Below are 24,936 nucleotides of genomic sequence, written 5' to 3' on the forward strand. Positions count from 1 at the left end.
CTACCCAATAAACGAATAAATAACTCTTATTTATAAGCTATATTTTCAGAAAAAAAAGAATTTAATTTAGGTATTTACAAATGCTATCCTTTTTTTATATAATAGTTTCTAGCGGTAAAAAAACTTTTATAACATGGCCCGTTGGTCAAGCGGTTAAGACACCGCCCTTTCACGGCGGTAACACGGGTTCGATTCCCGTACGGGTCACTTTTATCTTTAAAAAAACGGCTAAAAAAATAATTTTTATTTTTTTGAAAAAAAAGCTGGTAAAAATAACAAAAATGTTATATCATGTATTAGTATCTGTTTTGAAGAATTAATCAACATCTGATTCCGATTTACCAGCATTGAGAGCGATTCTTCGCCGACTTAGCTCAATCTGGTAGAGCAACTGAATCGTAATCAGTAGGTTGCGGGTTCAATTCCTGCAGTCGGCATTTTATAATGGAGGGGTAGCGAAGTGGCTAAACGCGGCGGACTGTAAATCCGCTCCTTCGGGTTCGGTGGTTCGAATCCACTCCCCTCCACCATTTTCTATTATTGGGCTATAGCCAAGCGGTAAGGCAACGGATTTTGATTCCGTCATGCGCTGGTTCGAATCCAGCTAGCCCAGTCATATTTAGAGCCGTTAGCTCAGTTGGTAGAGCATCTGACTTTTAATCAGAGGGTCGCTGGTTCGAACCCAGCACGGCTCATCCTTAATGAAACAAGAAAATATCTATTTTCTTGTTTTTTTGTATAAAAAACCTCCTTAATTTAAGGATAGCTTTTTTTCATACCACTATGGATAAGTATCACCTATGCTCAATTCGTTGCATGAATTAGCAGAATTTTTCAATAAAACGAAAGACTTTGAATTATCCGCTAAAAATCCCGATTCTATCAATCTTCCACATAAATGAGTAACAGAGCGAACAGATAAATTAGAGTAATTTGCGATGATTTTTCTTGTAAAACATTTGGGAATTCGAAGTACTCCCTCTTTTTCAATGCCAAAAAAATCTCCTAATTGTTCCAGTGATTCCTTTAATCTATTTTCTCCATTTCTTCGCATTAAATTACATTTTTCAATTAAAACATTCTCGTGATTTCGATTATTGAGATATAAATAGAGCCACCCTTCTTGCATTCCAATAATCGAACAAATAAGAAGTTTTTTAGCTGAGTATTCCAATCTTGATACAACTGTTTTTATTGGATTTGAAAGTAACCATTCAAAACCGTGCTATCATTATACTTTTATTATAACGAAAGAAATTTCTTCGTATTTATATAAGACAAATGACTATAAAGAAATTATTCGTTTTGCTGATGAAGAAACTTTATGTATTGGTATGATGGGTTACTACTATCCTGCTGTTTGTGCTATTGGAAGATCAGGCAAATTGTATTTTAAACATGATTATGATGATAACGTACAAGTATTTGATTCAACATTAGAAACTATCTCCCATGAATTAAGACACCACCAAGATCTAACTTCTGTTTCAACTACACGCGAAATTTAAGAAATAATAGACCGTTCAATAAAAATTCTTTATTGTTTTGGGAAACCAAAAACAGGTATTCTCTATGTAAAACCCAGAGAATACCTGTTTTTTTAGTTTGAATGTTTTTTATTACATTACATCATGACGCCAAGCTGGAGTTTCGGCTAGTTGGTATTTTTTCACTTGATTAATGGATTGGAACAATTCCATTTTGTATTTTACAACTTCTTTTGCAGCATTTATACATTCTGGATAAATGGCATTAGCGTCCCAAAGCTCTGTTGTACTTAAAATTTCACGACATTTCTTATAAAAAGCATATTTATAATCACTCGAAATATTTACTTTTTGAATACCTATTTCGACCGCGGCTGCAATTTCTGCATCCGGATTTGCGGATCCACCGTGAAGAACTAGTGGAATATTTACTACTTCTTTTATTTCTTTTAAGATATCAAGGCGTAGTTTGGGCTCTTTATCTTTTGGATAGATACCGTGAGCAGTTCCAATTGCAACTGCTAGCGTATCGACTCCTGTGCGGCTAATATACTCCTCAGCTTCTTCTGGTTTTGTATAAATAATTTCGCTGACACCACCTTCAATACTATTTCCTGTTTTCCCAATAGTACCAAGTTCTCCTTCCACGGAAACGCCAAGCTTATGGCATACGTCAACCACTTCTTTTGTCACTCGAATATTTTCTTCAAATGGCAGTAATGACCCATCAATCATTACAGAGCTAAAACCACAACGTACAGCTCGCATAACATCCCCCATATTATCACCATGATCCAAATGAAGAACAAAGGGAACCGGACTATTTTTAATTCTCGCAAGAACGTATTGGAAAAAATCATCTTTTGTAAAATCTAATTCAGTCGGATGCACAGCGATAATTGCAGGTGCATTATTTTTCTCTGCTTCTTCTACAACTACTCGTAAAAAGTTGCTATCAGCTACGTTAAAAGCACCTACAGCGAATTTGTTTTCCTTGGCTACTTCTAATAATTGTTTCATATTTACTAACATATTTTCATTTCTCCTTTTAAAGTGATTTTCCGGTTGAACCGGATAATTGAATATAATACATAACAGCTTCTTTGCCAGCCTTTATCGTTTCATGAATTAAGTCAACATAACTAATAGCTGGGTTTTCTTCTAGATTAGCTTTGATTTTATTTGCTTGGGCTTTCATGAAGTCCGAGCCAACATTGATTTTGTTAATACCAAGACGAACAGACTCCCGAATATTTTCAGCACCGCAACCAGAACCTCCATGTAAAACGAGCGGCATATTTGTTGCTGTTTTGATTTTCCGAACAATATCAAATTGAAAAGCCGGGGTAAAACCTTCTGGATAATCGCCATGGGAAGAACCATATGAGATGGCTAGCGCATCAATACCTGTTCGTTTAGCAAAATCGATTGCTACCAATGGATCAGTATACATATCCTGATTAGTATAGTTATCTCCAGTCACTGCGCCAATATTACCAACTTCTGCCTCTACACTCGCATTATAAACTTCCGCAAATTCCACCATCTTTTTTGTTATTGCCACATTTTCTTCATAAGGATAACTGGATGCATCCATCATTACACTTGAAAAACCATCTGCTAAACATTGCTTCACTATCGCTACGTCTTGACCGTGATCCAAATTAATTGCTACTTCTACACTCGCTTCTTCTGCCATTTTAATAATTGGTTTCGTTAAAAAGCGACTTCCTAAATGGCTTGTTAAATGATCCTGAAGTAGATCAATGATAATCGGTGCACGGAGCTCTATGGCTGCATCAATAACTGCTCTTGCTGTTTCCAAATTAAAACAATTGATGGCCATTACTGCATAATTTTCCTTATTTGCACGCTTTAAAATACCTTTCATGGAAACATACATTTCTTTATCTCCTCGCCTTATGAAATTTTAATTCCAGACAAATCGATTTCTTCTTCCTCTTCTAAACCTTGGTCTGCAATTAGCTCTTCTTCCTTCGTAGGTTCTCGTTTTAAAATAAGTAGCATGGCTGCTGTGACACAAGTCCCAATGAGTAGCGCCAAGCAGAAAAGAAGTGGTTCGTTCATCGCAGGGACAATAAACATACCGCCTGAAGGGACTGGTGAGCCAATTCCCCAGGTCATACTAAGTCCTCCGCCAACTGCAGCTCCAAGTGTACAAGAAATAATAACACGAATAGGGTCAACTGCCGCGATTGGAATAACACCCTCAGTAATCATACAAATCCCCATTGGAAAAGCGATTTTGATATTATCTTCTTCAGATTTTGTATATTTTTTCTTTTTAATTAATTTTGAGACTACCCAAGAGAGTGTGACTCCAAAAGGCGGCACCATAGAAGCTAGAATTTTCACTGCTTCCGGTTCTTTGACACCTTCTAGAAGCAAGCCATCTGCAAACAATGAGGCTACTTTATTTACAGGGCCACCAAAGTCAAATGCAGCCATTGCCCCAAGCACCGCTCCAAAAACAAAACGCATACTCCCTTGCATTCCTTGTAAGAAACTTGTCATCGCTTCTGTTGCCCAAACAATCGGTACACCTACAACAAAATACATCAGAAGTCCGACGACCAAACTGCTAATAAGTGGGACAATCATCATTGGCATTAAACCTTGTGCCCATTTTGGTACCTTTAAATATCTCACAAGGATAAGTACGAAATACCCTACCAAATATCCCCCAAGCATTCCGCCTAAAAATCCAGCACCAATAGAATTAGCAATGAGTCCCATTAGTAATCCTGGCGCTATCCCCGGCCTATCTGCTATCGAATAAGCAATCGCTCCAGCAATCACCGGGGCCAGCAGTCCCATACCAAGAACACCTAGAGAAACAAGGGCATCTGGAACTGAATATGGTGCTTTATAATTTTCAATAACCTGCCCATTTGTTAAATTTCCAATGGCAATAAGTAACCCCGAGGCAACAACTAACGGTAACATATACGAAATCGCTGTAAGTGCATGTTTCTTTATTTGCAGTTTTTTCATCATACTGGTCCACTCCCTAGTTATTTATTTCGTTATCTATTTTATTAATAATTTGCTTTGGCGCTTTAATTGCTATATCAGTTGGGATTTCCACAATGCGTTTCCCTTTAAAACGATCTTTCCCACTTACTTTAATATCAGCTGCAATGATGACAACATCCGCATTTTTCACTTGTTCATTTGACAGTTCATCTTCAATACCAATGGTTCCTTGTGTCTCAATGTGAATTGTGTGGCCAAGCGCAATACCAGCTTTTGTCAGTTTTTCTTTGGCAATGTATGTATGCGCAATTCCTGACGTACATGCAGCAATTCCAATAATATTCATTCTCCGCTCCTCCTACTCTTGATTTTTAGCTAATAATTTAATAAAATCTTCTTTCGTTTGTACCGTTTGAAATTCTTCAATCACCTCTTCATCTGCGAGTAAAATGGCTACTTTTTGAAGTAATTTTATATGTGTTGTTGTAGCATCCGAATTCTTGACGGCGAAAAGAATAATAATATTAACTGGTTTATCATCAAGCGACTCCCATTCTACTGGAGTTTTGGTTCTCCCGACCGCAATAGATGTGTTTGTAACACTGGCTGATTTCCCGTGTGGAATAGCTACGCCTTCTCCAAGGCCCGTTTTCCCTTCTTCTTCGCGATATAATACATCTGCTATAAAAGCCTCTTTATCTCTTACTGCTCCATTTCCAACAAGTAAATCTGTTAATGCTTCTATTACTTCTAATTTGGTTGTTGCTTGCAATTCTAAATTCACAAGTTCTGGGCTTATTACTTTGCTAATGTCTAACTGCTGGATATCCATGGATTCGCCTCCTATAAAGTTTCGATTAATTTTTTCACCATCATTTTATCTTTCTCTGTAAACATCGCACTTACAAGAAGCGATGGAATTTCTTTTTCATGTTCTGCATGGACTGTTGTTAGAATAAAATCAATATTCTGATAGTCTTGTAAAGTGTTATTGAATCTAGTAGAGGATAAAACGTCTACTATTTCGACATCTGGAAAAGCTTTTTGAACCTTGACTTTTAAAAGTTCGGATGTTCCGATGCCACTTGAACACATAATGATAATTCTTTTTACAAGTGGTGATTGTTCGATATGTTTAGCAAAATAGATTGTGATATAACCAACTTCATCATCTGATATCGTATTCAACTGAAAAGTCTCGGCAACATCTCGCGCAGTCTCTTTGATGATTTGAAAAAGTTTGCCGTATTCTAATTTGATATCACTTAACAAATTATTTTTTATATTAATTTGATGATTCATTCGATTAACCATCGGCTTCATATGACTAAGTAATTCGATTTTTAATTGTTTTTTATTAATAGGCATTTCGATTTTTGCTGCAACTTGATCAATATAAAAATCAGTCATTTCCTCCACAATGGGTAAAATTTTGCTAGGTACGAGTTCAATATCATGATTAAAGCGAGAAGAAATCAAATATTGTAGAAAATTGAATGTTTCACGCTTTGGTAAATCCATTTTCAAATAATGTTCAATTGCTTCCATCGCCTCTATAGCAATATTATGAAGCTTTTCATTGGTAACTGGATAGGATTCATCTATCTCGTCAAAGTCTTCCACTTCGCCTTGTCGAAAACGATTGATTAATATATATAGATGTGAAAAGATGTTAATGTCATAGGGATAAGGAATACTAATCATCAGTTTACGTTCAATAATTTCCATTTGCCTAACGATAAATTGAACATCTGCTTTGTTGAGATCACTATACTCTGTTTTCAAATCATCATAACTAGATAAGTCTATATTATTAATTACTTCATTAATCGCGATTCGTATATTCTCTTCTGTGCCAACAACACGTATTTCTTTTTGCCGTTTTTCAAGGATTAATTGGTATTTATCGATAGATTGACTTAAAAGGGCAAAATCATTTTTTATCGAATTATAACCCACATAATAACCTTCATATAAATTGGCTATGTTTAAGTACTTTGGAGATTTAAATAAGACTTGTAATAAAATTTTTTCTCGTCGTTCAGAAGGTGTGTAACCAAAAATATCTCCAGTTGTTTCTAACTTTGCTTGGATATAAGCTTTATAATTAAGTTTAAAACCACGCCCCTTTTCAGAAATAATTATCTCCTTTTTGCCAGTTGCACGATTGATATTTTTAATTTTCCGGTAAATGGTTTTAGAGGAAACTTCTAGCATTTCAGCAAGTTGATTTGCTGTTAAAAAATCATTTTTCGTTAACAACAAGTTGATTAATCCACGCTCTGTTTTCGTTAGAAGCATTTCATCACCTCCCTCTACCACCTATTATACACAAATAAAAGAAAACGGTTACACCAAGTTATGTCCACTTCACTAGACAATTTTTTAGCATAGTTTGTGAAAAAATATTTGCTCAGGCTATTTACTTCCAACAAGACAATCCTCATGGAAAACCGTATAATAAAAGCATGGATAAATTAGAAAGGGGTGCTCTTGTGACGCTTGAACTGCATAATGTTACGAAGAAATTTGGAAGTAAAATCGCTGTAAATGATTTATCGTTTCGCGTAGAACCAGGTAAAATACTCGGTTTAATTGGTCAAAATGGGGCTGGTAAAACCACTACTTTCCGGCTTATTTTGCATTTTTTAGAAGCTACTTCTGGAAAAATCACTTGGGAAGGGAAAGAAGTAAGCAAAATCAATCCGAATATTGTTGGATATTTACCAGAGGAACGGGGATTATACCCAAATGTCACTATTGAAGAACAATTGATATTTTTTGCCGAATTAAAAGGATATCCAAAACAAAAAATGAAAGCTGAAATAGACAATTGGCTTGAAAAAGCAGAAATTGTCGGTAAAAAAACAGATTTAATTAAAACTTTATCAAAAGGAAATCAACAAAAAATCCAACTATTAAGCACCATTATTCATCAACCAAAACTTGTCATTTTAGACGAACCTTTTAGTGGCTTGGATCCAGTTAATGCAGAAATATTAAAAAAGTTTGTATTCGATTTGCGAAAATCCGGAGCTGCTATCATTTTCTCAAGTCATCGTATGGAAAATGTGGAAGAACTTTGTGATTCTCTTTTGATGCTAAAAAAAGGTAGTACTGTCCTCCAAGGGACAACCGAGTCCGTGAAGTCCGTTTTTGGTCGTAAACGGTTGTTGATTGAATCCAACCATTCCGTGGAAGAACTTGCTGCTTTACCTGGAGTACTAAATGTCAAAACCCAGCGCGACGGCGTCCATCAACTAGAAATAGAAAACGAATCTGACGCCGAGAAAATTTTTGAATATGTAACAAAAGATGGCTTTATTCAAACCTTTAGCCTTCAACCGCCTACTCTCGAAGAAATTTTCAAATGGAAAGCTGGTGAATTTCATGAGTAAATTTTGGGTCATAACAAAGCAGGTTTACAAAAGACGTGTGAAAACTAAATCCTTTTTAATTTCTCTATTGTTTCCTGTATTAATTGCTGCCCTAATTGCTGGTATTCCGAAAATGGTCGATTATTTTGATTCTTCCAGTGATATTACAAAAATTGCGATATTATCTGATAATCCAGTTTTCGTAAAAGCACTTACCGCTGACAAAAAGCATTTCCAAGTAGACACAAATATCAAAGATAAAAAAGCTGCCCAATCAGCGTTAGAGAAAGCAAAAATAGATGGATTTGTTACAATCACTGAAAAAAACGATACTGTTAGCGCGATTTATACAACCCAAGAAACAGCAGGGCAAAACGTGATGACTCGCTTGACAGAAGATTTAACTGCAACAAAAATTGCGGAAAAGTCAGCTGATTATAAAATTACAAATGCAGAATTACAATCCATCACTTCTCCAGTTTCCGTAACGAACGATTTAGAGTCCAACAATCAATTAACTAACCATGAAAAAGATGTCATGAGCGCAGCAGTGGTTATTTTAACACTCGTTATTTTTATTTTTGTCATGAGTTATGCAAACATCGTTGCTTCTGAAATCGCTACTGAAAAAGGGACGCGAATAATGGAAGTTATATTATCTAGTGTCTCAGCAACGACCCACTTATTTGCCAAACTTACAGCAATTATTTTTATGCTTTTGACTCAAATTGGCTTCTATATATTGTGTGGTGCGGTGGTTTTAGTTGCCGGCCGAAATACAGAAATGGTTCAAAATATTTTAGATCAAATCGCTGTCTTCAAAGCATATTACTTAGTACTTAATTTATTATTTGTTATTTTAGGTTTATTATTGTACATTTTACTTGCAGCCATGATAGGCTCGATGGTACCGAATGTAGAAACAGTTGCTCAATTTATTTATCCGATGACAATTCTTGCTATTATAGGCTATTGGGGTTCAATTGCAGCGGCAAATGCACCAGATAATTTACTTGTCATTATCGGATCGTATATTCCAACATTTTCACCGATGATGATGCTAGCACGAATGGATTTATTATCAGTTTCAACAATTGGAATCTTTAGTTCCCTCGCGATTTTACTACTCAGCGTTATTGGTGCTTTTTTCCTAACCGTCCGTCTTTACCAAGGAAATGTACTCCTATACAGTAATGAAGGCTTATGGAAAACATGGAAAACTTCACTATCTTATGCAAAAAGAAAATAGAGAAAGTTGGTATAATATGCAAATTAGATTATCTAAACGAGAAGATGCAGCTTCCATGATAGAATTAGAACATTTAGTATGGACACCTGGAACAACTCCAGGAGAAATCCATTTTAATAATGAAGCTGAATTTTTACTTAAAAATCCACCCGGTTCTAAAATAGTCGTAGTAGAAGCGGATAAAGTAATTGGTATTCTTGGATATAAATCTCCCATTCCACTCCCGTCTAATAAACATGTGGTCGAAATAGATATTGCGGTCCATTCAAACTTTCAGCGCGCTGGTATTGGACAGATCTTAATGGACAAAATGAAAGAAATAGCACAAGAAAAAGGCTTTATTAAAATTTCATTACGTGTGTTATCCATTAATAAAAAAGCCATCCGTTTTTATGAAAAAAATGGTTTTAAACAAGAAGGTTTACTAAAAAAAGAGTTTATCATGCAAGGTGAATTTGTCGATGATATCTTGATGGCTTATTTTCTCTAACAAAAGTCCTGTTTCCATAAAAAAACCATGACTATATAATCATTTTCGCGATAAAGCGTTTACATTTTTCTATAACGGCTATATATGTAATACAACAAACAATAAAAGGTGATGCGAATGACAAAAATTTGGTGTACAAGCTGATTTTTTCTCAGCTTTGTCATATGCCGGCAAACGTCTGGTGAAGGATTTTAGTGTCAAAGGACAGATGGTTAGCTTACAGGAGGAAGGCGAGGAGTATACGCCGCGTCAGGGACTATATGCTAACTTAAGTTCTAGGGAGACGGAATTTCGTTACGTCGCTCATTTATCAATATTATCATCCTCACTACATTGGTAAATAAGCGAATAAAGTATCGTATCATTTATGGCCACTATTTAAACAAGTTACGGGCGCTCATTTATTCGCAAGTTTGAATATCTTGAGAAGTAAGTAGTAAGATAAATAATTCGCCTACTTGTTTGAAAATGCCTCACCGTTTTCCGAATGTTGTATGTTTATTCAGAAACATCCAGACATGGTCCGGCCCATCAGATGAGTGGCAAGACAAGCTCATCCGAAAAGAAAAACCTCGTGTGACGAAATCGTCGCACGAGGTTTTTTGATTAAGAAAACAAGATGGAGATATTGTTATCGTAAAATTTTTGAATGACTAAGTGGCATTTCTCAAATTCTTTAGCTTCTAGATGTATTACTAATTTTTCTAATGCCTCAGCAATGTCCGTAGTAAAGTCCCTGAAAAAAAGCTTTTCTCTCATATTTCGCAGTGTTTGACTAAGAATATCGATATTCTTCTCCATAGCTGGCATTTCTGTATAGTGAATCATACAAGCATAAAAATTTTTCACATGATTAATAAATACATTGGTGTCTTGCTCCGCGACTGCTAATTTTATATAAACTAACTCTTTGCGAAGGCACGTAGCGCATATTTCTGCGTCTTTTTCTTGTAATTTCTGTACTGCATAATTTAGATGAAAAAAAGCTAACTTTAAACGTGATTTTTCGCGATGTTCAGCTTCACTGTTTACTGCTACTGAAAAACCATTTTCTCCGATATTTTTACATAGAATACCACTCTTATGTAAACAATGGAGCGCACTAAAAGCTACTCGTTTGCTGACCTGAAATCGTTTCATGATGTCTTCTATGTCCACTTTTTCGCCATTTTCCAAAGTGTTAGTCATTATCTCATTCTTGATTTCTCCATAAATAGGATCTGCAACAAATCCACTTTTCTCCATAATTTGAACCTCTTTAATTTTTATTGCTTTCAATGTTATATTTTACACGAAAAAACTCTTTTTAGATATGACTTTTCCGAAAAAAAATTATGTACATTCTGTTACAATAAAACATCTTTACCACTGATTTAGTACTGCTTTATTATGTATTATCATAGTTCCCTTAAACATTCATTACTTCTCTCTCCATATAAAAAGTAGAGCTAGAAAGCCCTACTTTTTATTTATTCTACTGCAGTTCAATCATTAAGTCGCCTTTTCTCAAGCGTTCTTTCTTAATTAGAATGGGCCTGACAATAAGTGCAATAACACCTGGCAAGACAACTGCCACCAAAATAAAAGCAGCAAGTGTGCTGAATCCATAATTTGCTATTAAATAAAGTGGTGCAACGAAAGCGCATAAGCCGAGACCAGCAACTTCATTAGCAGCTTGGATATGAAATACCATCACACCAAGAGGTCCTGCAATCAGTGTTGTCAGTAATGGCACTAACATGAGACTAGGCTTTCTAATAATGTTCGGTGTTTGTAATTTCGGTGTGCAGATAAGCTGAGCAAAAAATGCACCCCAGTTATTATCTCGATAGCTCAACACCGCAAATGATACAAATTGAACCGAACAACCAATCAATGCCGCAGCACTTGCTGTTGGATCAAGTTGAAGCGCAATCGCTAGCGCAGCAGATGAAGCCGGGCTGAGAATTAATAGTCCAAAAACAAAAGCAATAACCATGGATGAAATCAGCGGTGAACCACCAATTAACGAGCTAATTCCTAGACTCACAGAAGCTAAAACTGGCGCCATAATTTTTGCAAATAAAATACCGCTAAGTCCTCCTGCTAAAAGTGATACTCCGGGGATTAAAATCATATCAAATTTCGTCTTCCCAGTTACCCTTTTTCCAGTCCAAACTGCCACAATAACAGCCAAAATTGCTCCAACTGGTTCGCCAGTAGTAATACCAACTCCACCACCAGCTAAAGTTACGACTGCTCCACCGCCAATAACAGCTGATGCGGCCGCGCTTATCGTCACGAGTGTATTCGCATGCAAACACATGGCTATACCCACGCCAATTCCTGGAATCAACATCGTTTTACCAATTGCGCCAACAGTTACAAGAAATGAAATTCCTGTCATTTGACCAATCGTTTGCAAAAGAAGCCCAATTCCAAGTGTTACAAGAACTGCATTCGCAATTCCCATAGAAGCCTTATAAGAACGATCAATAAAATATTCCTTCATTGTTTCTCCCTTTCTAAAATGTATTCTTTCTCATTGTAATCACTACACCTAAAAAAAGCTAGATATTTTTACTGATTTTCTTTTAAAAAAGTTAAAAAAGTTTCTGCAATCCGATTTTCTAGTTTTTGTTTATTTTGTAATAACGAAAATTTCCGCATTAAACTACCCGCTTCATTAAAAGTCCGTAATTTTCCTTCTGCAATTTCATGTTTAACCACACACCTAGAAATTATCGTATATCCCATCCCCTCAAGTACCATTTGTTTGACTGCCATGTTACTCCAAGCAACCACTCTTTCAACAACATTCCAACCATTTGTACTTAAAACATGGTCCAAATACTCTCGTGTTCCAGAACCTTCCTCTCGCGCAATCCATGTAGCTCCTTGTTTGATTTCTGTTAACGAACCATTCGCTCTTCCGACAATACACATTTCGTCATCTGAAAAAGCACTTATTTCCATCTCTTTTTTGTTCATTTGACCTTCAATAAGACCGATATCGACTTGAAGCATTTCAACTTTATCAGCAATTTTCGCTGTATTTTCAATGATTATTTCTATGGTTATGTCGGGATAAAGCGCATGAAATTTTGCTATTAAAGTTGGTAAATAGTATTCTCCTATCGTAAAGCTAGCACCAATTCGAAGTCGTCCTTTTAAATGATGGTGATATAAACTAATCTCCTCCTCTACCTGTTTGTACAATCCTTCTAGTTGCTTGGCACGATGGTATAGCATTTCTCCTGTATCTGTCAAAATGAATTTCTTAGCTTGGCGATAAATAAGTTCCGTATCGTAAGTCTCTTCTAATTTTTTTAGTTGTAAAGATACTGCCGGCTGTGAAATATGTAATTCTTGAGCTGCTTTCGTAAAACTTTGCAATTCTACTACTCTTATATACGTACGTAAAGCTTCGTCCAAATTGGTCCCCTCCATAAATAAAACTTATTAATAATATAATTAATATAAATTTTACTAATAAAATAAGAAATGGTAAAGTAAAAGCATAAAAGAAAGGAGAATGGATATGAATCAAATTTTATTTAAAACGAAAACTTTTTGGTATGGTATTGCGCTTACTTTCTGTATCGCTACCCTATCTTATTTTTTGGCAAAATTACCCTTTTTAATGATTCTTGGGCAACTTGTTACTGCAATTTTAATCGGAATTATTATTCGTGCTCTTTTTCCAGTCCCTGATAAATGGTTCACAGGTATTCAGTTTTCCAATAAAGTAATTCTTCGTGCTGGGATTATATTACTTGGTTTTCGCTTAAACTTAGTCGATATTTATCATGCGGGATGGCGCGTATTTCTAATCGCTGCGTTATGTCTTAGTTTTGGGATTGCCGTTGTTTACTTTTTAGCAAAACTTTTTGGAGTGGATAAAAAACTAGCTATCCTTGTTGCATGTGGTACGGGAATTTGCGGGGCAGCAGCTGTGGTTGCTATTTCTCCACAAGTCAAAGCGAATAATAATCAAACAGCAGTAGCCGCAACCATTATCGCACTTCTAGGAACTATTTTTACAGTGGTTTACACTTTAATTTATCCAATTCTACCACTCGGACCAAATGGATATGGTATTTTTTCAGGAGCTACACTTCATGAAATTGCGCATGTTATTGCTGCAGCAGATCCAGGTGGAACAGCTGCTGTAGATATGGCGGTTATTGTTAAACTAACACGCGTCGCATTACTGGTTCCTGTATGCTTCGTTGTTGCAAAAATGGTAAACGTTGGGACTAAAAATCGCTTTTCTTGGGCAGAACTTCCCGTACCATGGTTCATTTTCGGTTTTCTAGCTACAAGTGCAATTAATAGTTTTGGAATTATTCCTACATCAATTACTGATTTTCTAGTTATCTGTGCTTATTTTCTTATCGCTATGTCAATGGGCGGTCTTGGATTAAATGTCCACTTACCTTCTTTTGGAAAAATGGGTGGAAAGCCTTTTGCAGCAGCGTTTATTGGTTCTATATTGCTCTCTCTATTTGGCCTAGCGTTAGTACTTTTGTTTCATTTAGCAGGTTAAGTTTTCCTCGTCGTCTCGATTTGTGATACAATAACAAGCACGAGGTGACTATTTCATGACGAAAGCAATTTGGACTTGCCGAGTGTTCTTACTCGGATACTTTCTTGTTCTGCATTTCACTGCAGATACTTACACATTTCTTATTCTAAATGTCGGGCTTGCTTATATACCTTTCGAAATAGCAGTATTTCTCACAAAAAAACCTCGCGTCTGGTGGATTTTTTGGCCACTTGGTATTGTTTGGTTAGTATTTTTCCCAAATGCACCTTATCTTCTAACTGATTTACTTCATTTACAACGATTAGAAATTTACGGAGCAGAAGGAATACTTTCAACAGCACCTTGGTTATGGCGACATTTCACTTATATTATCGTGGGTGTGTTCTTTGGATTATTTATTGGATTTTGGTCTTTCGCAAAAATGCTTGCTGAAATAAGAAGACGATTTAATTGGACCAGCTTATTAAGTTATCAATTACTTTTAATTGGTTTAATTTTATTATCTAGTTATGCAATTTATATTGGCCGATTTTCACGTCTTCATTCAATTCATTTACTAACACAACCAATCGAGTCTTTACAAATAATGTTCAGTGTTTTCCACTGGCCATTTTGGAATTTTGTATTTTATTTCTCGATTATCCAGTATGTCATTTACACGCTATTTAGTAGGTTTTCTAGCTCACTCAAAAACTAAAAACGTTTGTATTTTAGAAAAAATTACTTTTCTTAAATACAAACGTTTTTTTAATCGATATGGAGTTTACTTCGCTCCGCAGAAAACCCTTGAGGATAGCGTCTCTTTAATTTTTCAATATTTGATTCCGCAACTGTTTCCATGCTGATGTCCGCCCATTTAGCAATCTGTGATAAATACCAAAGAACATCCCCGAGCTCTTTTGTTAAAGCATCTTTGTCTAAATCGTGTCCATGAAAAGCATATTTTTTAATCAAATCAGCGACTTCACCAGCCTCACCCGCAATTCCAAGTCCGTAATTCGTTAATGCCTGTTCGTGTGTCGCAGCAGTTCTGTTCGCTAAAATTTGATACTCTTTAAAATCCATATGTTTTCCTCCTTGCTTCTCTCACTTTCTTACTATACCAGATAATTTTTTTCCATTGCAGTCTTGACTATTTAAGATTTATGCGAACTGGTGCTCTATCAATGCCTTTCATCTTTAAAATTTTTTTACCTTTACAGTCTTATTTTTTTCGACTAATTCCTTTATAATAGAGATAAGATTTCTGAAAGGAGTTTTCAAATGAAATTAGCTGGCTTAGTTTTACTTCTTATTGGTTTGATTGGCTTTGGTGTTTCGTTTAGCATTGTTGGACTTATCGGCTTTGGTGTATGTATCATTTCTCTTATTCTAATCATAGCGGGAATTTTTGTTATGATTCGTTCCAAAAAACGCCGCAAACGTTCTTATTCCTATTAAATAAAAAACTGCTTTATCCATTTATGATAAAGCAGTTTTTTCTATTTCTTAGGCCATGTTCGCGTCCGATTTTCTGCTAATTTCAAACGAATAATTTCCTCGCCGTCCGCTCCCATACTCTCTGCAATTTGAAGTGCATAAATCATTACATCCGCTACTTCTTTTAAAATATCTTCACGGTTTTCTTTTAGTGCTGTTTCACTTGTTTTCCACTGAAAGCATTCAAGTAATTCAGATGCTTCAAGAGATAATGAAATTGCTAAATCTTTTGGATGATTATATTGATCCAACCAATTTCGTTCTTTTAGAAAAGCTGTGATTTCATCTTGTAATTGTTTCAATGTTTTCGCTCCTTTATCTATATAAAAAAATGAGCACTAAGCCGCCTATTTACTAGGAAACTTACTGCTCATTCAATTAGGCGTTTAAAGAAATCGCTTCTTCAATTTTGTTTGGTGGGATAAATCCATTTAAACGATGAATTTCTTCGCCACCTTTGTATAATACAAGTGTAGGTGTTTGTTGCACATCACGATCAAAAAAGAAATTTTCGCCCATTTCTTCTAATTTTACTTTTAATACTTTGACTTTGCTTGCGATTTCAGAGTTTTTGAATTCAGCAAAAGAAAGATCAAGCATTTTACAATTAGGACAATTGTCTTTCCAATAATCTACATATACTAATTCTTCTCCACTAATATGAGCTTGAAATTCTTCAAGTGATTTAATTTCGATACTTGTCATTTGACTCCACTCCTTAATGCTAAAATTTTCTTGACCCAATTGTCTATATCAGCCACATCTTGTTCTGTGTGTGGCATTTGTTCTATTTTTAAAGTTGGGTAGCTCGTTCCGAAGTACTTTGCCATTCGGTCAACAGCTCCGCAATAAAAATCCATACCCCATTGTGTTTCCCCAGTACCAAAAATGGCTACATTCTTGGGCTTAACGGCTAGCTCCGCGATAAAATCTTTCATATCTGGCGGTGTTCTTCCGTAGTCGACTGTCCATGCCCCCAACACGTACAAGTCAAAATCCTCATCAAGCGGATACTCGGCTAAAGGAGATACGCGAAAGGACACAACATCATGTCCTTCGCTTTGTAAAATCTCTTCTATTTCATCAGCCACCATTTTCGTATTGCCGCTCAGAGAATCATAGGCTAACAGGATTCTCATAAATCGTCGAATCCGTTATCCATATTCGTTTTTTTATAGCTGGAATTGCGCATTTCGAAAAAGTCGGTTTTTGTTTCTGTAAAGTTATCTGCATAGGCTTTAATCCATGTCATTGTGTTATCACTATGTCCTGGATAAAGTTCTGGAATACCAAGCATTCCAAGCATTTTGTTGGCACGATATTTCACGTAATCAACCATTTCTTCTACATCAATACCTTCAATGCCTTGTAAAACTTCTTCGGACCATTCTGTTTCAAGTTCAACAGCATGGCGGAAAGCTTCATGTGTATATTCAACTAGCTCTTCTGTTTGGAGTTCTGGATTCTCTCCAAGGATTGCCCGGATTACTTCTGAAATAAACTTCGAGTGAGCCAGCTCATCACGATTGATAAAGCTAATGATTTTCCCTGTTCCTGTCATCTTATTTTGACGAACAAGGTTGTAGAAGTATGCAAAACCACTATAGAAATTAATTCCTTCTAAAATAGAAGATTGAATCAATGCTTTTACAAGCGTTTCGCCTGTTTTGTTATTCATAAAATCATCGTAAGCATCCATGATTGGTTCATTACGTTTAATGATAGTCGGATGTGTTCTCGCAAGTTCAAATACGCGATTTTGTTCTTGTAAATTTGTGATAGAAGCAAGCACATAAGAATAACTTTCATTGTGAATTACTTCTTGTTGAGCGATAATTGCTGCATTCGCATGAACTGCTGGATCGGTAATGTATTCCGCAATGTTATAGATAAAACGTGTTTGCGGAGAATCCAGTGTTGCAAGTAAGCCAATGATGGCATCAAAAGCATATTTTTCTTGTTCTGAAAGAGCGGGATATTGTTTTGCATCGCTTTTCATGTCTACTTCATCTGGAATCCAGTAATTAGTAGAAAGTTCTTTGTAGGCGCGGTAAAACGATGGATACGGAATATCATTCCAATTCAAAATACCGCTAGTTTCTCCATTTATGATTGAAGTAGAACGATTAGGAAATAAAGGTTCTAAAATTTTAATACGTGTAAGTTGTTCTTTTTGGTTAGCCATCTAGGCAAGCCCTCCCTTTCTTATTGTGTTATCGATAAAATGTTTTAGAGATTTATCAGCTTGAGCACCATTCACACTCTTCCACATCAATATCGTTGGAGCGGACATAGTACGTTGTTTTAAGTCCTTCATTCCAAGCAGTCATGTGTAGTTCAAGTAGTTTACTTGCTTTAATACCACTTGGTACATAGAAGTTAAAGCTTAGTGATTGGTCTACGTGACGTTGACGACGACCGTTTTGACGTACACTTGCGAATTGGTCAACTTTGTAAGCACCTTTTTCGTAGTATGGGTATGTGCTTAGGTTTAAGTCCGGCGCGATTACTGGACGACGATAGTCTTTTTTCTCTTCATAGTAGAACGCACTGTAAATCGGGTCAATCGAAGCAGTGGAGCCAGCAATTTGAGCTGTACTCATGTTTGGCGCTACAGCTACAAGATACGCATTACGCAAACCTTTTTCTGCTACTTCTTTTGCAAGTTCTTGCCATTCAGGTGAATTATAGTTACGACGCGCGAAATATTCTCCTGTGTTCCAGTCGCTACCTTTGAAGACTTTGTAAGCACCTTTTTCTTGAGCTAGCTTGTTACTAGCGCGAATAGCTAAGTAGTTAATTTGTTCATATAATTCATCGGCATATTTCTCAGCTTCCTCAGAATCCCAAGCAATATTTTTAAGAGCAAGCAAGTGATGCCAGCCGAATGTTCCAAGTCCAATAGAACGATATTTTTGGTTTGTGATGGTTGCTTGAGGTACTGGTAGTTCGTTTAAGTCGATTACGTTGTCGAGCATACGTACTTCTACTTCGATTAAACGTTCCAGCGTCCCTTCTTCTTCAGCCAAAACAGCACGGCCTAAGTTCACAGAAGATAAGTTACATACAACAAAATCTCCCGCTTGTTTAGTAATAACGATTTGATCTCCAGAAATAATTTCTTGAATCATTTTTGTTGGACTCATATTTTGCATGATTTCTGTACATAAATTACTAGAATATACCATACCTTCATGTTTATTAGGATTCATTCTATTTACTTCATCACGGTAAAACATGAACGGATTTCCTGTTTCTAATTGACTCATCATAATACGTTTCATGATATCAATAGCTTTAACAATTTTTTTGCTGATAGTTTCATCGGCTACTAATTCTTCATATTTTTCACGGAAAGTACCGATACCTTTTGATTCATCGTAGAAATCTTGTAGGTACCAACCTTTTTTCGCTTTTACTTCATGTGGATCGAATAAATACCACTCACCACGACGTTCTACAGCTTCCATAAAAATATCTGGAATACAAACAGCAGTAAATACATCATGTGCGCGTAAACGTTGATCTCCATTATTTAAACGTAAATCAAGGAAAGATTCGATATCCTTGTGGAAAACGTCTAAGTAAACCGCAATCGCACCTTTACGTTGACCTAATTGGTCTACACTAACAGCAGTATTGTTTAATTGTTTAATCCAAGGAATAACACCACCACTTGCACCTTTTACGCCACGAATAGCAGCTCCTGTGGAACGAACATAACCAAGATAAGCACCAACACCACCACCGTGTTTAGAAACTCTAGCAACGTCTGTATTGCTATCATAAATGCCTTGTAAGCTATCATCTACTGTATCAATGAAGCAACTAGATAATTGTCCGCCAACTTTTCCTGCATTCGCTAGCGTTGGAGTGGCAACAGTCATATATAAATTGCTTAGCGCCCAGTAAGCTTCTTCAACTAACTTCATACGCTTTTCTTTTGGTTCGTTTTGCATTAAATAAAGCGCGATAGTTAACCAACGTTCTTGTGGTAATTCGTATACATTACGTTCGGAGTCTGTTGCTAAATAACGAGTCGCAAGTAAATACAAACCATTATACGTAAATAATTTATCTTTTTCTGGATCAATTAATTTTCCAGCTACAATCAAATCTTCTTTTGAATAATTTTTTAGGATATTGCCGGAATAAATCCCACGCTCGCCTAAACTTTCTTGAAGTCCAACATATGAACCATATTTATCATCGTCATTGTAAAAACGGTTTTTGCTTGCTTTTTTATATAATTTATTTAAATAAAGGCGTGCCGCGAAATGTTCCCATTCAGCAATATGAATATCTGTACGAGCTTCTGCTTCCCTAATTAAATAATCGACTAATTCGTCAGCCGCATAATCTTCCTTCTTTTCTACAAAATTAAAAACCTTACGTTTGTAATCTTCTAAATCAAGTTTCGGAAATTCTTCATGGATTTTCTCTAAATATCCATCCAATCGGCTTTTATCAAAAGGTAGCTTTCTGTTTCCCCCGTCTTTTACTATGTAAGTTGTCATTTGCAATCCCCATTTCATCCTTTTTTCCTCGTTGTAAAAATATCTGATTCATTTTGCGCTTTTATTCGTCCGGCGAACTATTTTCGTTCTTTCCATGGAGCAAAAAAATTAACTTTTAAAGGAGCACATTCCCCTTGATAAAAGTTAAAAGGCGATGAAGCAATATTTCGCTTTCGATACTATATATAGTATAACTTTTTCATTGTGAATGCAAGATATAGTGCTTTGATTTTATCAGCGAATTCTCTAAAAAGACGATTATGACAAGGTTTTTAGCAAATAAAAAAATTTTCGCAAGTAATTTATGTGTTTTTTCGCACATTATTTAAGCTTAAAAACCACTACTTATAGTGTTTCATATTTTATTAAAAACTATATTTAGTAGTCAAAAAATCTGTCTTTTGCAACTTCACAATCTCGTTTAACTGATTTACTAGCTTTCTGACAAAATTGTAAGGTTATTCGATTATTTTGTTAGTTAACAAACAGGAAAAAAATGTCACTTCGTTGTAAACTTAATGTAATAAAACAAATGGAAACTATTTAGGAGGATGAGAAGAATGATTACTAAAAAAAGAGTTTTAATATCACTAGCTACAGTTCTTCTAGCTGTTTGTGCTATTTGGGAGTATGCGATGCCGACCGATGCCGCAGTAAAATCCTATTATCTTAAAGTAGCAGAGGCTGGAAAACCAGTAAAGAAAAACCAATTTAAAGGTTATGAATATACTTCTAAAGTTTATGATGACAAAGGAAAACAAAAAGAAATTAAATTCTACTCTGAAAAAGAACTAACAAAAAACGAACAGTTCAAAGTAATGATTGGTGAAAACAAAATGGTAGTGAACTATAAAAAAATAAAAAACGTTCCTGATAAAATTAAATACTTAGCAGAAAAATAAAAAACGTTTTGTTTAGCCATTTTAAATGGGCTATAACAAAACGTTTTATTTTTTACAGTTTTGAACTCCGTAGACAAAAAAGATAGGCTTGAATCGCTCAAGCCTATCTTCTTTCACTTATTCGGATAATTTCTTTTTAGCGTCGCCAGTTTTGTCTTCTACTTCGCCTTTAGCTTTTTGTGCTTTACCTTCTGCTTGTTTCGCTTTGTCGTCTGTTGCTTTACCGAATTTGTCTTTTGCGTCACCTACTACTTTGTCTTTCATTCCTTTTGCTTTGTCTTTCATACCTTTATCTTCGCTCATTGATATTTCCTCCTAATTAGAATTATTTTCTAATGAAGAATCTCGTCTTCATATTAATGTTTTCCACATAATTAGGATTCCAAAACATTTTTCTTATATAGAATGAATAGTTTTATCTGTCTCAGCCGCTTCAAATATGGCTTCAATCAATTTTAAAACTTGATAAACTTCTTCGTTTTGAACGATTGGGTCACTTTCGCCGCTTAGTACGTTTGCAAAATTATTATAGAAAGAAGTAGCTAATTTGGCTGGAGTTGGAAGTGATAAGGTATTGGTAGCTTCTTCACTTGGTGGTGCCATTGTTTTAGTTAGTCCTTGACCAGCTTTAATTGGTGTTGGTTCAGAAGTTTTAGCAAGTGCTGTTGGTTTGACGATTTCACCACTTAAATCCCAATCATGGATAATGCCAGTTCCTTCTGTTCCTTTCACATACCACCGAGGTAGTTTAATAAAATTCGTTGTTCCGACTTCGATTTGGGCTGTGATACCATTTTCAAAAGTAATGAATGTGACAAAGCCATCATCCACTTCATCACCAAGCGCATAGCTTAAATGTGCAGATACAGACTTTACATTACTATCAACTAAGAATAATAATTGGTCCAGCAAATGAACGCCCCAATCAAGTACCATCCCACCCCCATGTGCTTTCAAATGACGCCAATCACCTGGAATACCATTTGCTCCGTGCACACGCGATTCTAGGTGAAACATATCGCCAATCGTTTTTTGTTCGAACATTTCTTTAATAATAAGAAAATCTTCATCCCAACGTCTATTTTGATGTACCATAAAATGTTTATTTACTTTTTTTGCTGCATCCATAATTGCTAATAAATCATCGCTTGTCATGGTCACTGGTTTTTCGCAAACGACATGTTTTCCTGCTTCGAGTGCGCTGATAGCAAGTTCTTTATGGCTATCATTCGGAGTTGCAATGAGCACAGCATCTACCTTTTCATCTGCTAAAACATCTGCAAAACTTTCATATATGTTCAACCCTTTTTGAGCGGCGGCATCGCGTTTTTCTTCTAGAATGTCGAATACACCATGAACTTCTATATTATCAGCTGCTGATGCAAGCGTTACATGATAGCTGCCCATCCCGCCATAACCAACAATTACTAATTGATATTTTTTCATCTTAAGCCCCTCTTTCTTATCGTTAAGCCCACCACATATCTAGTGGTTTGTCTTTAATTAAAATTGATTGTAAATTAGTAACGGCACGGTCGAAACCTTCGTCAATCGACATTAATGGATCTTCATGTTCAATACTAACTACATAATCGTATCCATATGTTCTAAGCGCGCTCATAATATCCGACCATTCTGTCAAACTATGGCCGCAACCCACGGAACGGAATGTCCAGCTTCTCGTTTGAACATCGCCATATGGTTGCATATCTGTCAAACCATACATATTAATATTATCTTGATCCAAATAAGTATCTTTTGCATGGAAATGATGGATTGCTCCAGCTTTACCTAAGATTTTAATAGCACCAACTGGGTCAATTCCTTGCCACCATAAATGACTAGGATCTAAATTAACACCAATAGCATCATTTGTTTCTTCCCGCAGTTTTAAAATTGTATATGGTGTATGACATAAGAACCCGCCGTGTAATTCAATACCAATTTTAACGCCGGAAGCTGCTGCAAGTTCACCAATTCCTTTCCAATATGGAATTAGTTTTGTTTCCCATTGCCACGTTTTAATATCGCTATAGATAGTAGGCCAAGGAATTACCGGCCAGTTTGGTGCTTTGGCATCGTCACTATCACCAGCTGTGCCAGAAAATGTATTAACAACCGGGACATTCATTAAGGAAGCAAGTTTAATCGATTTGCGTAAAATTTCATCGGATGCTGCCGCTTCTTCTTTATTTGGAGAAATTGGGTTATCATGACAACTAAATGCGCTAATAGTTAATCCCCGACTAGTAAATTTATCTAAATATTCTTTGCGAGCTTCCTCACTTGCTAATAGTTCATCCGTTGGGCAGTGGTGATTTCCAGGGTTTCCGCCAGTTCCGATTTCTACTGCATCAAGACCTGCCGCTTTTACTTTGTCTAACATTTCTTCTAATGATAAATTAGCAAATAATGGTGTAAATACGCCTAATTTCATTTTTATTTCCTCCCTATTTGTTCAAGTGGTTGGTGATTCCCATATGCTGGGTATGTTTTTCGACTTTCTGCGCACCAATGGACGCCGTTGATAATTACTTGTTGTATATCAGGATGATGGTACGTTGGGTAAGATTCGTGACCTGGTTGGAAATAGAAAATCCGACCATTTCCTCGTTTGTACGTAATACCACTGCGGAAAACTTCCCCACCTTCGAACCAACCTAAGAAAATGAGTTCATCAGGAGTTGGGATATCAAAATGCTCTCCATACATCTCTTCTTCGTCTAATTCGATAAATTCGCCGATGCCTTTTGCAATTGGGTGTGTTGGATCCACTACCCAAAGTCGCTCTCTTTCATTCGCTTCTCGCCATTTCAAGTCACAGCTTGTTCCCATTAAACGCATAAATATTTTCGACATATGACCTGAATGTAAGACAACAAGCCCCATGCCTTCTAAAACACGTTTTTGCACACGATCGACAATTTCATCTTCCACACGGTCGTGTCCCATATGTCCCCACCAAATAAGTACATCTGTGTTCGCTAAAACTTCTTCTGTAAGTCCGTGTTCTGGTTCTTCCAAAGTAGCTGTTGCTGTATCCATTCCTGCTTTTTCTAGGAAACCAGCAATTTGTCCATGAATTCCATCTGGATAAATTGCTAGCACTGCATCATCCTCTTTTTCATGTAAAAATTCGTTCCATACTGTTACGCGCGTCATATTATTTCCCCTCCAATACATTCGCTAAATATGTATAACCTTTGGCAACACTTGTTAGCGGGTCTTCCTCAAATGCTTCTTGCTCAATAATTAGCCACTTCGTTCCTGATGCGATTGCTGTTTTCACGTACCCAGAAATATCGAGAATTCCTTCACCAATAATCGTACTTTCCTTGCTCGTTTTTGATTTATCTTTAATATGGACAAGTGGCACACGATTGCGATATTTTTCAATAAAAGGAATTACTCCGACCCCTGCATACTCTATCCAATAAGTATCTAATTCCGCAATCATCTCAGGTACATTTCCAAGTAAATTTTCTAAGATAATAGCGTCATCTACTTTTTCTAATTCATGGGCATGATTATGATAGCCAAATTGCATTCCAGCTTGTTGGATAGTTTTCGCAATTTCACGTAGTTTTTCCGCAAAAGAAAGCCATTCTTGCTTCGTTTCAAAGTCAGCGTAAGGGCAAATAATGAATTTATTACCTAATTCGCGTTCAAAAACAATCACATCTTCTAATTCTGCTTCAAGCATTTCTTTACTAATATGTGATCCCGCTACTTCTAGTCCAAGTTCAGCTAATTTTGTTTTAATTTCACTGGCAGATTTTCCGTAATAGCCAGCGAATTCCACACCGTCATAACCCATTTCGGCTACTTTTTCTAATGTTCCAAAGAAATCATCTTCACAAGCTTCCTTGACACTCCACAACTGTAACGCTATTTTTGCTTTCATAAAGGC

The 24,936-nt window shown here is 36.1% G+C and carries 28 protein-coding genes, 5 tRNA genes and 1 pseudogene; 13 read left to right on the top strand and 21 right to left on the bottom strand.

The genetic code is table 11. From position 1 onward, the window contains the following. The first annotated feature begins 135 nt into the window (after positions 1-135). The 5 genes from LWE_RS10930 (at position 136) to LWE_RS10950 (ending at position 695) form a co-directional block, all read left to right on the top strand. A tRNA-Glu gene (locus tag LWE_RS10930) sits at positions 136-207 on the top strand. 156 nt (positions 208-363) lie between these two features. Beyond that, a tRNA-Thr gene (locus LWE_RS10935) sits at positions 364-437 on the top strand. A 9-nt stretch (positions 438-446) separates the two neighbouring features. Then, positions 447-530 (top strand) — tRNA-Tyr (locus LWE_RS10940). 11 nt (positions 531-541) lie between these two features. Continuing rightward, positions 542-613: transfer RNA gene (locus LWE_RS10945), tRNA-Gln, on the top strand. A 9-nt stretch (positions 614-622) separates the two neighbouring features. Beyond that, positions 623-695 (top strand) — tRNA-Lys (locus LWE_RS10950). Between the two features lie 86 nt (positions 696-781). Here the strand turns inward: LWE_RS10950 and LWE_RS10955 are convergent. Beyond that, positions 782-1,159: pseudogene (locus tag LWE_RS10955) on the bottom strand (Crp/Fnr family transcriptional regulator); the annotation flags it as partial. Positions 1,160-1,385: 226 nt separating this feature from the next. On the opposite strand from LWE_RS10955, the gene LWE_RS14865 reads away from it, so the two are divergent. Further along, positions 1,386-1,508 carry a hypothetical protein gene (locus LWE_RS14865; RefSeq protein WP_258319468.1) on the top strand — a complete coding sequence of 41 codons (123 nt, stop codon included), beginning with the start codon at positions 1,386-1,388 and terminating at the stop codon, positions 1,506-1,508. A 111-nt stretch (positions 1,509-1,619) separates the two neighbouring features. Here LWE_RS14865 and LWE_RS10960 read toward each other — a convergent pair whose 3' ends face one another. The 6 genes from LWE_RS10960 to LWE_RS10985 are packed head-to-tail and all read right to left on the bottom strand — an operon-like array spanning position 1,620 to position 6,785. After that, positions 1,620-2,519, bottom strand: coding sequence for a ketose-bisphosphate aldolase (locus LWE_RS10960; protein WP_011702909.1), 900 nt, complete (start codon positions 2,517-2,519; stop codon positions 1,620-1,622). A 16-nt stretch (positions 2,520-2,535) separates the two neighbouring features. Beyond that, positions 2,536-3,390 (bottom strand): class II fructose-bisphosphate aldolase, encoded by an 855-nt coding sequence (locus tag LWE_RS10965; RefSeq protein ID WP_011702910.1) that lies wholly within the window; start codon positions 3,388-3,390, stop codon positions 2,536-2,538. Positions 3,391-3,407: 17 nt separating this feature from the next. Beyond that, the gene (locus LWE_RS10970) at positions 3,408-4,502 is read right to left on the bottom strand and encodes a PTS fructose transporter subunit IIC (protein WP_011702911.1); all 1,095 of its coding nucleotides are present in this window, start codon (positions 4,500-4,502) and stop codon (positions 3,408-3,410) included. 16 nt (positions 4,503-4,518) lie between these two features. Further along, on the bottom strand, positions 4,519-4,830 hold the full coding sequence (locus tag LWE_RS10975) for a PTS fructose transporter subunit IIB (RefSeq protein WP_011702912.1): 312 nt from the start codon (positions 4,828-4,830) through the stop codon (positions 4,519-4,521). A gap of 12 nt (positions 4,831-4,842) precedes the next feature. After that, positions 4,843-5,316, bottom strand: a complete 474-nt coding sequence (locus tag LWE_RS10980) for a PTS sugar transporter subunit IIA (protein ID WP_011702913.1) — start codon at positions 5,314-5,316, stop codon at positions 4,843-4,845. A gap of 11 nt (positions 5,317-5,327) precedes the next feature. After that, positions 5,328-6,785 (bottom strand): BglG family transcription antiterminator, encoded by a 1,458-nt coding sequence (locus tag LWE_RS10985; protein WP_011702914.1) that lies wholly within the window; start codon positions 6,783-6,785, stop codon positions 5,328-5,330. A gap of 194 nt (positions 6,786-6,979) precedes the next feature. On the opposite strand from LWE_RS10985, the gene LWE_RS10990 reads away from it, so the two are divergent. The 3 genes from LWE_RS10990 to LWE_RS11000 are packed head-to-tail and all read left to right on the top strand — an operon-like array spanning position 6,980 to position 9,600. After that, positions 6,980-7,882: an ABC transporter ATP-binding protein gene (locus tag LWE_RS10990; RefSeq protein WP_011702915.1), complete on the top strand. Its 903-nt coding sequence runs from the start codon at positions 6,980-6,982 to the stop codon at positions 7,880-7,882. Then, entirely contained in the window at positions 7,875-9,110 is a 1,236-nt protein-coding gene (locus LWE_RS10995; protein ID WP_011702916.1) for an ABC transporter permease, read from the top strand. Before LWE_RS10990 ends, LWE_RS10995 begins: the two co-directional genes overlap by 8 nt. Positions 9,111-9,126: 16 nt before the next feature. Further along, positions 9,127-9,600: a GNAT family N-acetyltransferase gene (locus LWE_RS11000; RefSeq protein ID WP_011702917.1), complete on the top strand. Its 474-nt coding sequence runs from the start codon at positions 9,127-9,129 to the stop codon at positions 9,598-9,600. Between the two features lie 606 nt (positions 9,601-10,206). On the opposite strand, the gene LWE_RS11005 is transcribed toward LWE_RS11000, so the two are convergent. The 3 genes from LWE_RS11005 to LWE_RS11015 all read right to left on the bottom strand — a co-directional run bounded on the left by LWE_RS11005 (position 10,207) and on the right by LWE_RS11015 (position 13,014). Beyond that, positions 10,207-10,845: a GntR family transcriptional regulator gene (locus LWE_RS11005; protein WP_011702918.1), complete on the bottom strand. Its 639-nt coding sequence runs from the start codon at positions 10,843-10,845 to the stop codon at positions 10,207-10,209. Between the two features lie 229 nt (positions 10,846-11,074). Then, positions 11,075-12,091 (bottom strand): PTS transporter subunit IIC, encoded by a 1,017-nt coding sequence (locus LWE_RS11010; RefSeq protein WP_011702919.1) that lies wholly within the window; start codon positions 12,089-12,091, stop codon positions 11,075-11,077. Positions 12,092-12,159: 68 nt separating this feature from the next. Then, positions 12,160-13,014, bottom strand: a complete 855-nt coding sequence (locus LWE_RS11015; RefSeq protein ID WP_011702920.1) for a LysR family transcriptional regulator — start codon at positions 13,012-13,014, stop codon at positions 12,160-12,162. A 106-nt stretch (positions 13,015-13,120) separates the two neighbouring features. Here LWE_RS11015 and LWE_RS11020 point away from each other — a divergent pair, with 106 nt between their 5' ends. Both LWE_RS11020 and LWE_RS11025 read left to right on the top strand, forming a co-directional pair. Continuing rightward, complete coding sequence (locus LWE_RS11020) at positions 13,121-14,128, top strand: YeiH family protein (protein WP_011702921.1); 1,008 nt, start codon at positions 13,121-13,123, stop codon at positions 14,126-14,128. Positions 14,129-14,183: 55 nt separating this feature from the next. After that, entirely contained in the window at positions 14,184-14,825 is a 642-nt protein-coding gene (locus LWE_RS11025; protein WP_011702922.1) for a DUF1361 domain-containing protein, read from the top strand. 50 nt (positions 14,826-14,875) lie between these two features. Here the strand turns inward: LWE_RS11025 and LWE_RS11030 are convergent, their stop codons facing one another. After that, on the bottom strand, positions 14,876-15,193 hold the full coding sequence (locus LWE_RS11030) for a nucleoside triphosphate pyrophosphohydrolase family protein (RefSeq protein WP_011702923.1): 318 nt from the start codon (positions 15,191-15,193) through the stop codon (positions 14,876-14,878). 198 nt (positions 15,194-15,391) lie between these two features. Between LWE_RS11030 and LWE_RS11035 the strand changes: the two genes are divergently transcribed. Beyond that, the gene (locus LWE_RS11035) at positions 15,392-15,568 is read left to right on the top strand and encodes a hypothetical protein (protein ID WP_011702924.1); all 177 of its coding nucleotides are present in this window, start codon (positions 15,392-15,394) and stop codon (positions 15,566-15,568) included. A 41-nt stretch (positions 15,569-15,609) separates the two neighbouring features. Here LWE_RS11035 and LWE_RS11040 read toward each other — a convergent pair whose 3' ends face one another. The 5 genes from LWE_RS11040 to LWE_RS11060 all read right to left on the bottom strand — a co-directional run bounded on the left by LWE_RS11040 (position 15,610) and on the right by LWE_RS11060 (position 20,142). Next, positions 15,610-15,909, bottom strand: coding sequence for a nucleotide pyrophosphohydrolase (locus LWE_RS11040; protein WP_011702925.1), 300 nt, complete (start codon positions 15,907-15,909; stop codon positions 15,610-15,612). 76 nt (positions 15,910-15,985) lie between these two features. Further along, positions 15,986-16,312, bottom strand: coding sequence for a thioredoxin family protein (locus tag LWE_RS11045; protein WP_011702926.1), 327 nt, complete (start codon positions 16,310-16,312; stop codon positions 15,986-15,988). Beyond that, on the bottom strand, positions 16,309-16,746 hold the full coding sequence (locus LWE_RS11050) for a flavodoxin (protein WP_011702927.1): 438 nt from the start codon (positions 16,744-16,746) through the stop codon (positions 16,309-16,311). The genes LWE_RS11045 and LWE_RS11050 overlap by 4 nt, the downstream gene beginning before the upstream one ends. Beyond that, positions 16,743-17,792, bottom strand: coding sequence for a ribonucleotide-diphosphate reductase subunit beta (locus LWE_RS11055; protein ID WP_003729560.1), 1,050 nt, complete (start codon positions 17,790-17,792; stop codon positions 16,743-16,745). The genes LWE_RS11050 and LWE_RS11055 overlap by 4 nt, the downstream gene beginning before the upstream one ends. Before the next feature lie 55 nt (positions 17,793-17,847). Then, on the bottom strand, positions 17,848-20,142 hold the full coding sequence (locus LWE_RS11060) for a ribonucleoside-diphosphate reductase subunit alpha (protein WP_011702928.1): 2,295 nt from the start codon (positions 20,140-20,142) through the stop codon (positions 17,848-17,850). Between the two features lie 542 nt (positions 20,143-20,684). Between LWE_RS11060 and LWE_RS11065 the strand changes: the two genes are divergently transcribed. Further along, positions 20,685-21,026 carry a YxeA family protein gene (locus tag LWE_RS11065; RefSeq protein WP_011702929.1) on the top strand — a complete coding sequence of 114 codons (342 nt, stop codon included), beginning with the start codon at positions 20,685-20,687 and terminating at the stop codon, positions 21,024-21,026. Between the two features lie 117 nt (positions 21,027-21,143). Here the strand turns inward: LWE_RS11065 and LWE_RS11070 are convergent, their stop codons facing one another. The 5 genes from LWE_RS11070 to LWE_RS11090 all read right to left on the bottom strand — a co-directional run bounded on the left by LWE_RS11070 (position 21,144) and on the right by LWE_RS11090 (position 24,930). Further along, positions 21,144-21,329: a CsbD family protein gene (locus LWE_RS11070; RefSeq protein ID WP_011702930.1), complete on the bottom strand. Its 186-nt coding sequence runs from the start codon at positions 21,327-21,329 to the stop codon at positions 21,144-21,146. 93 nt (positions 21,330-21,422) lie between these two features. Continuing rightward, complete coding sequence (locus tag LWE_RS11075) at positions 21,423-22,472, bottom strand: Gfo/Idh/MocA family protein (RefSeq protein WP_011702931.1); 1,050 nt, start codon at positions 22,470-22,472, stop codon at positions 21,423-21,425. 22 nt (positions 22,473-22,494) lie between these two features. Continuing rightward, positions 22,495-23,463: a sugar phosphate isomerase/epimerase family protein gene (locus LWE_RS11080; RefSeq protein ID WP_011702932.1), complete on the bottom strand. Its 969-nt coding sequence runs from the start codon at positions 23,461-23,463 to the stop codon at positions 22,495-22,497. 2 nt (positions 23,464-23,465) lie between these two features. Then, positions 23,466-24,188 carry a ThuA domain-containing protein gene (locus LWE_RS11085; RefSeq protein ID WP_011702933.1) on the bottom strand — a complete coding sequence of 241 codons (723 nt, stop codon included), beginning with the start codon at positions 24,186-24,188 and terminating at the stop codon, positions 23,466-23,468. 1 nt (position 24,189) lies between these two features. Next, positions 24,190-24,930 carry a sugar phosphate isomerase/epimerase family protein gene (locus LWE_RS11090; protein WP_011702934.1) on the bottom strand — a complete coding sequence of 247 codons (741 nt, stop codon included), beginning with the start codon at positions 24,928-24,930 and terminating at the stop codon, positions 24,190-24,192. Between the last annotated feature and the right edge of the window lie 6 nt (positions 24,931-24,936).

The organism is Listeria welshimeri serovar 6b str. SLCC5334 (assembly GCF_000060285.1).
Classification (GTDB): domain Bacteria; phylum Bacillota; class Bacilli; order Lactobacillales; family Listeriaceae; genus Listeria; species Listeria welshimeri.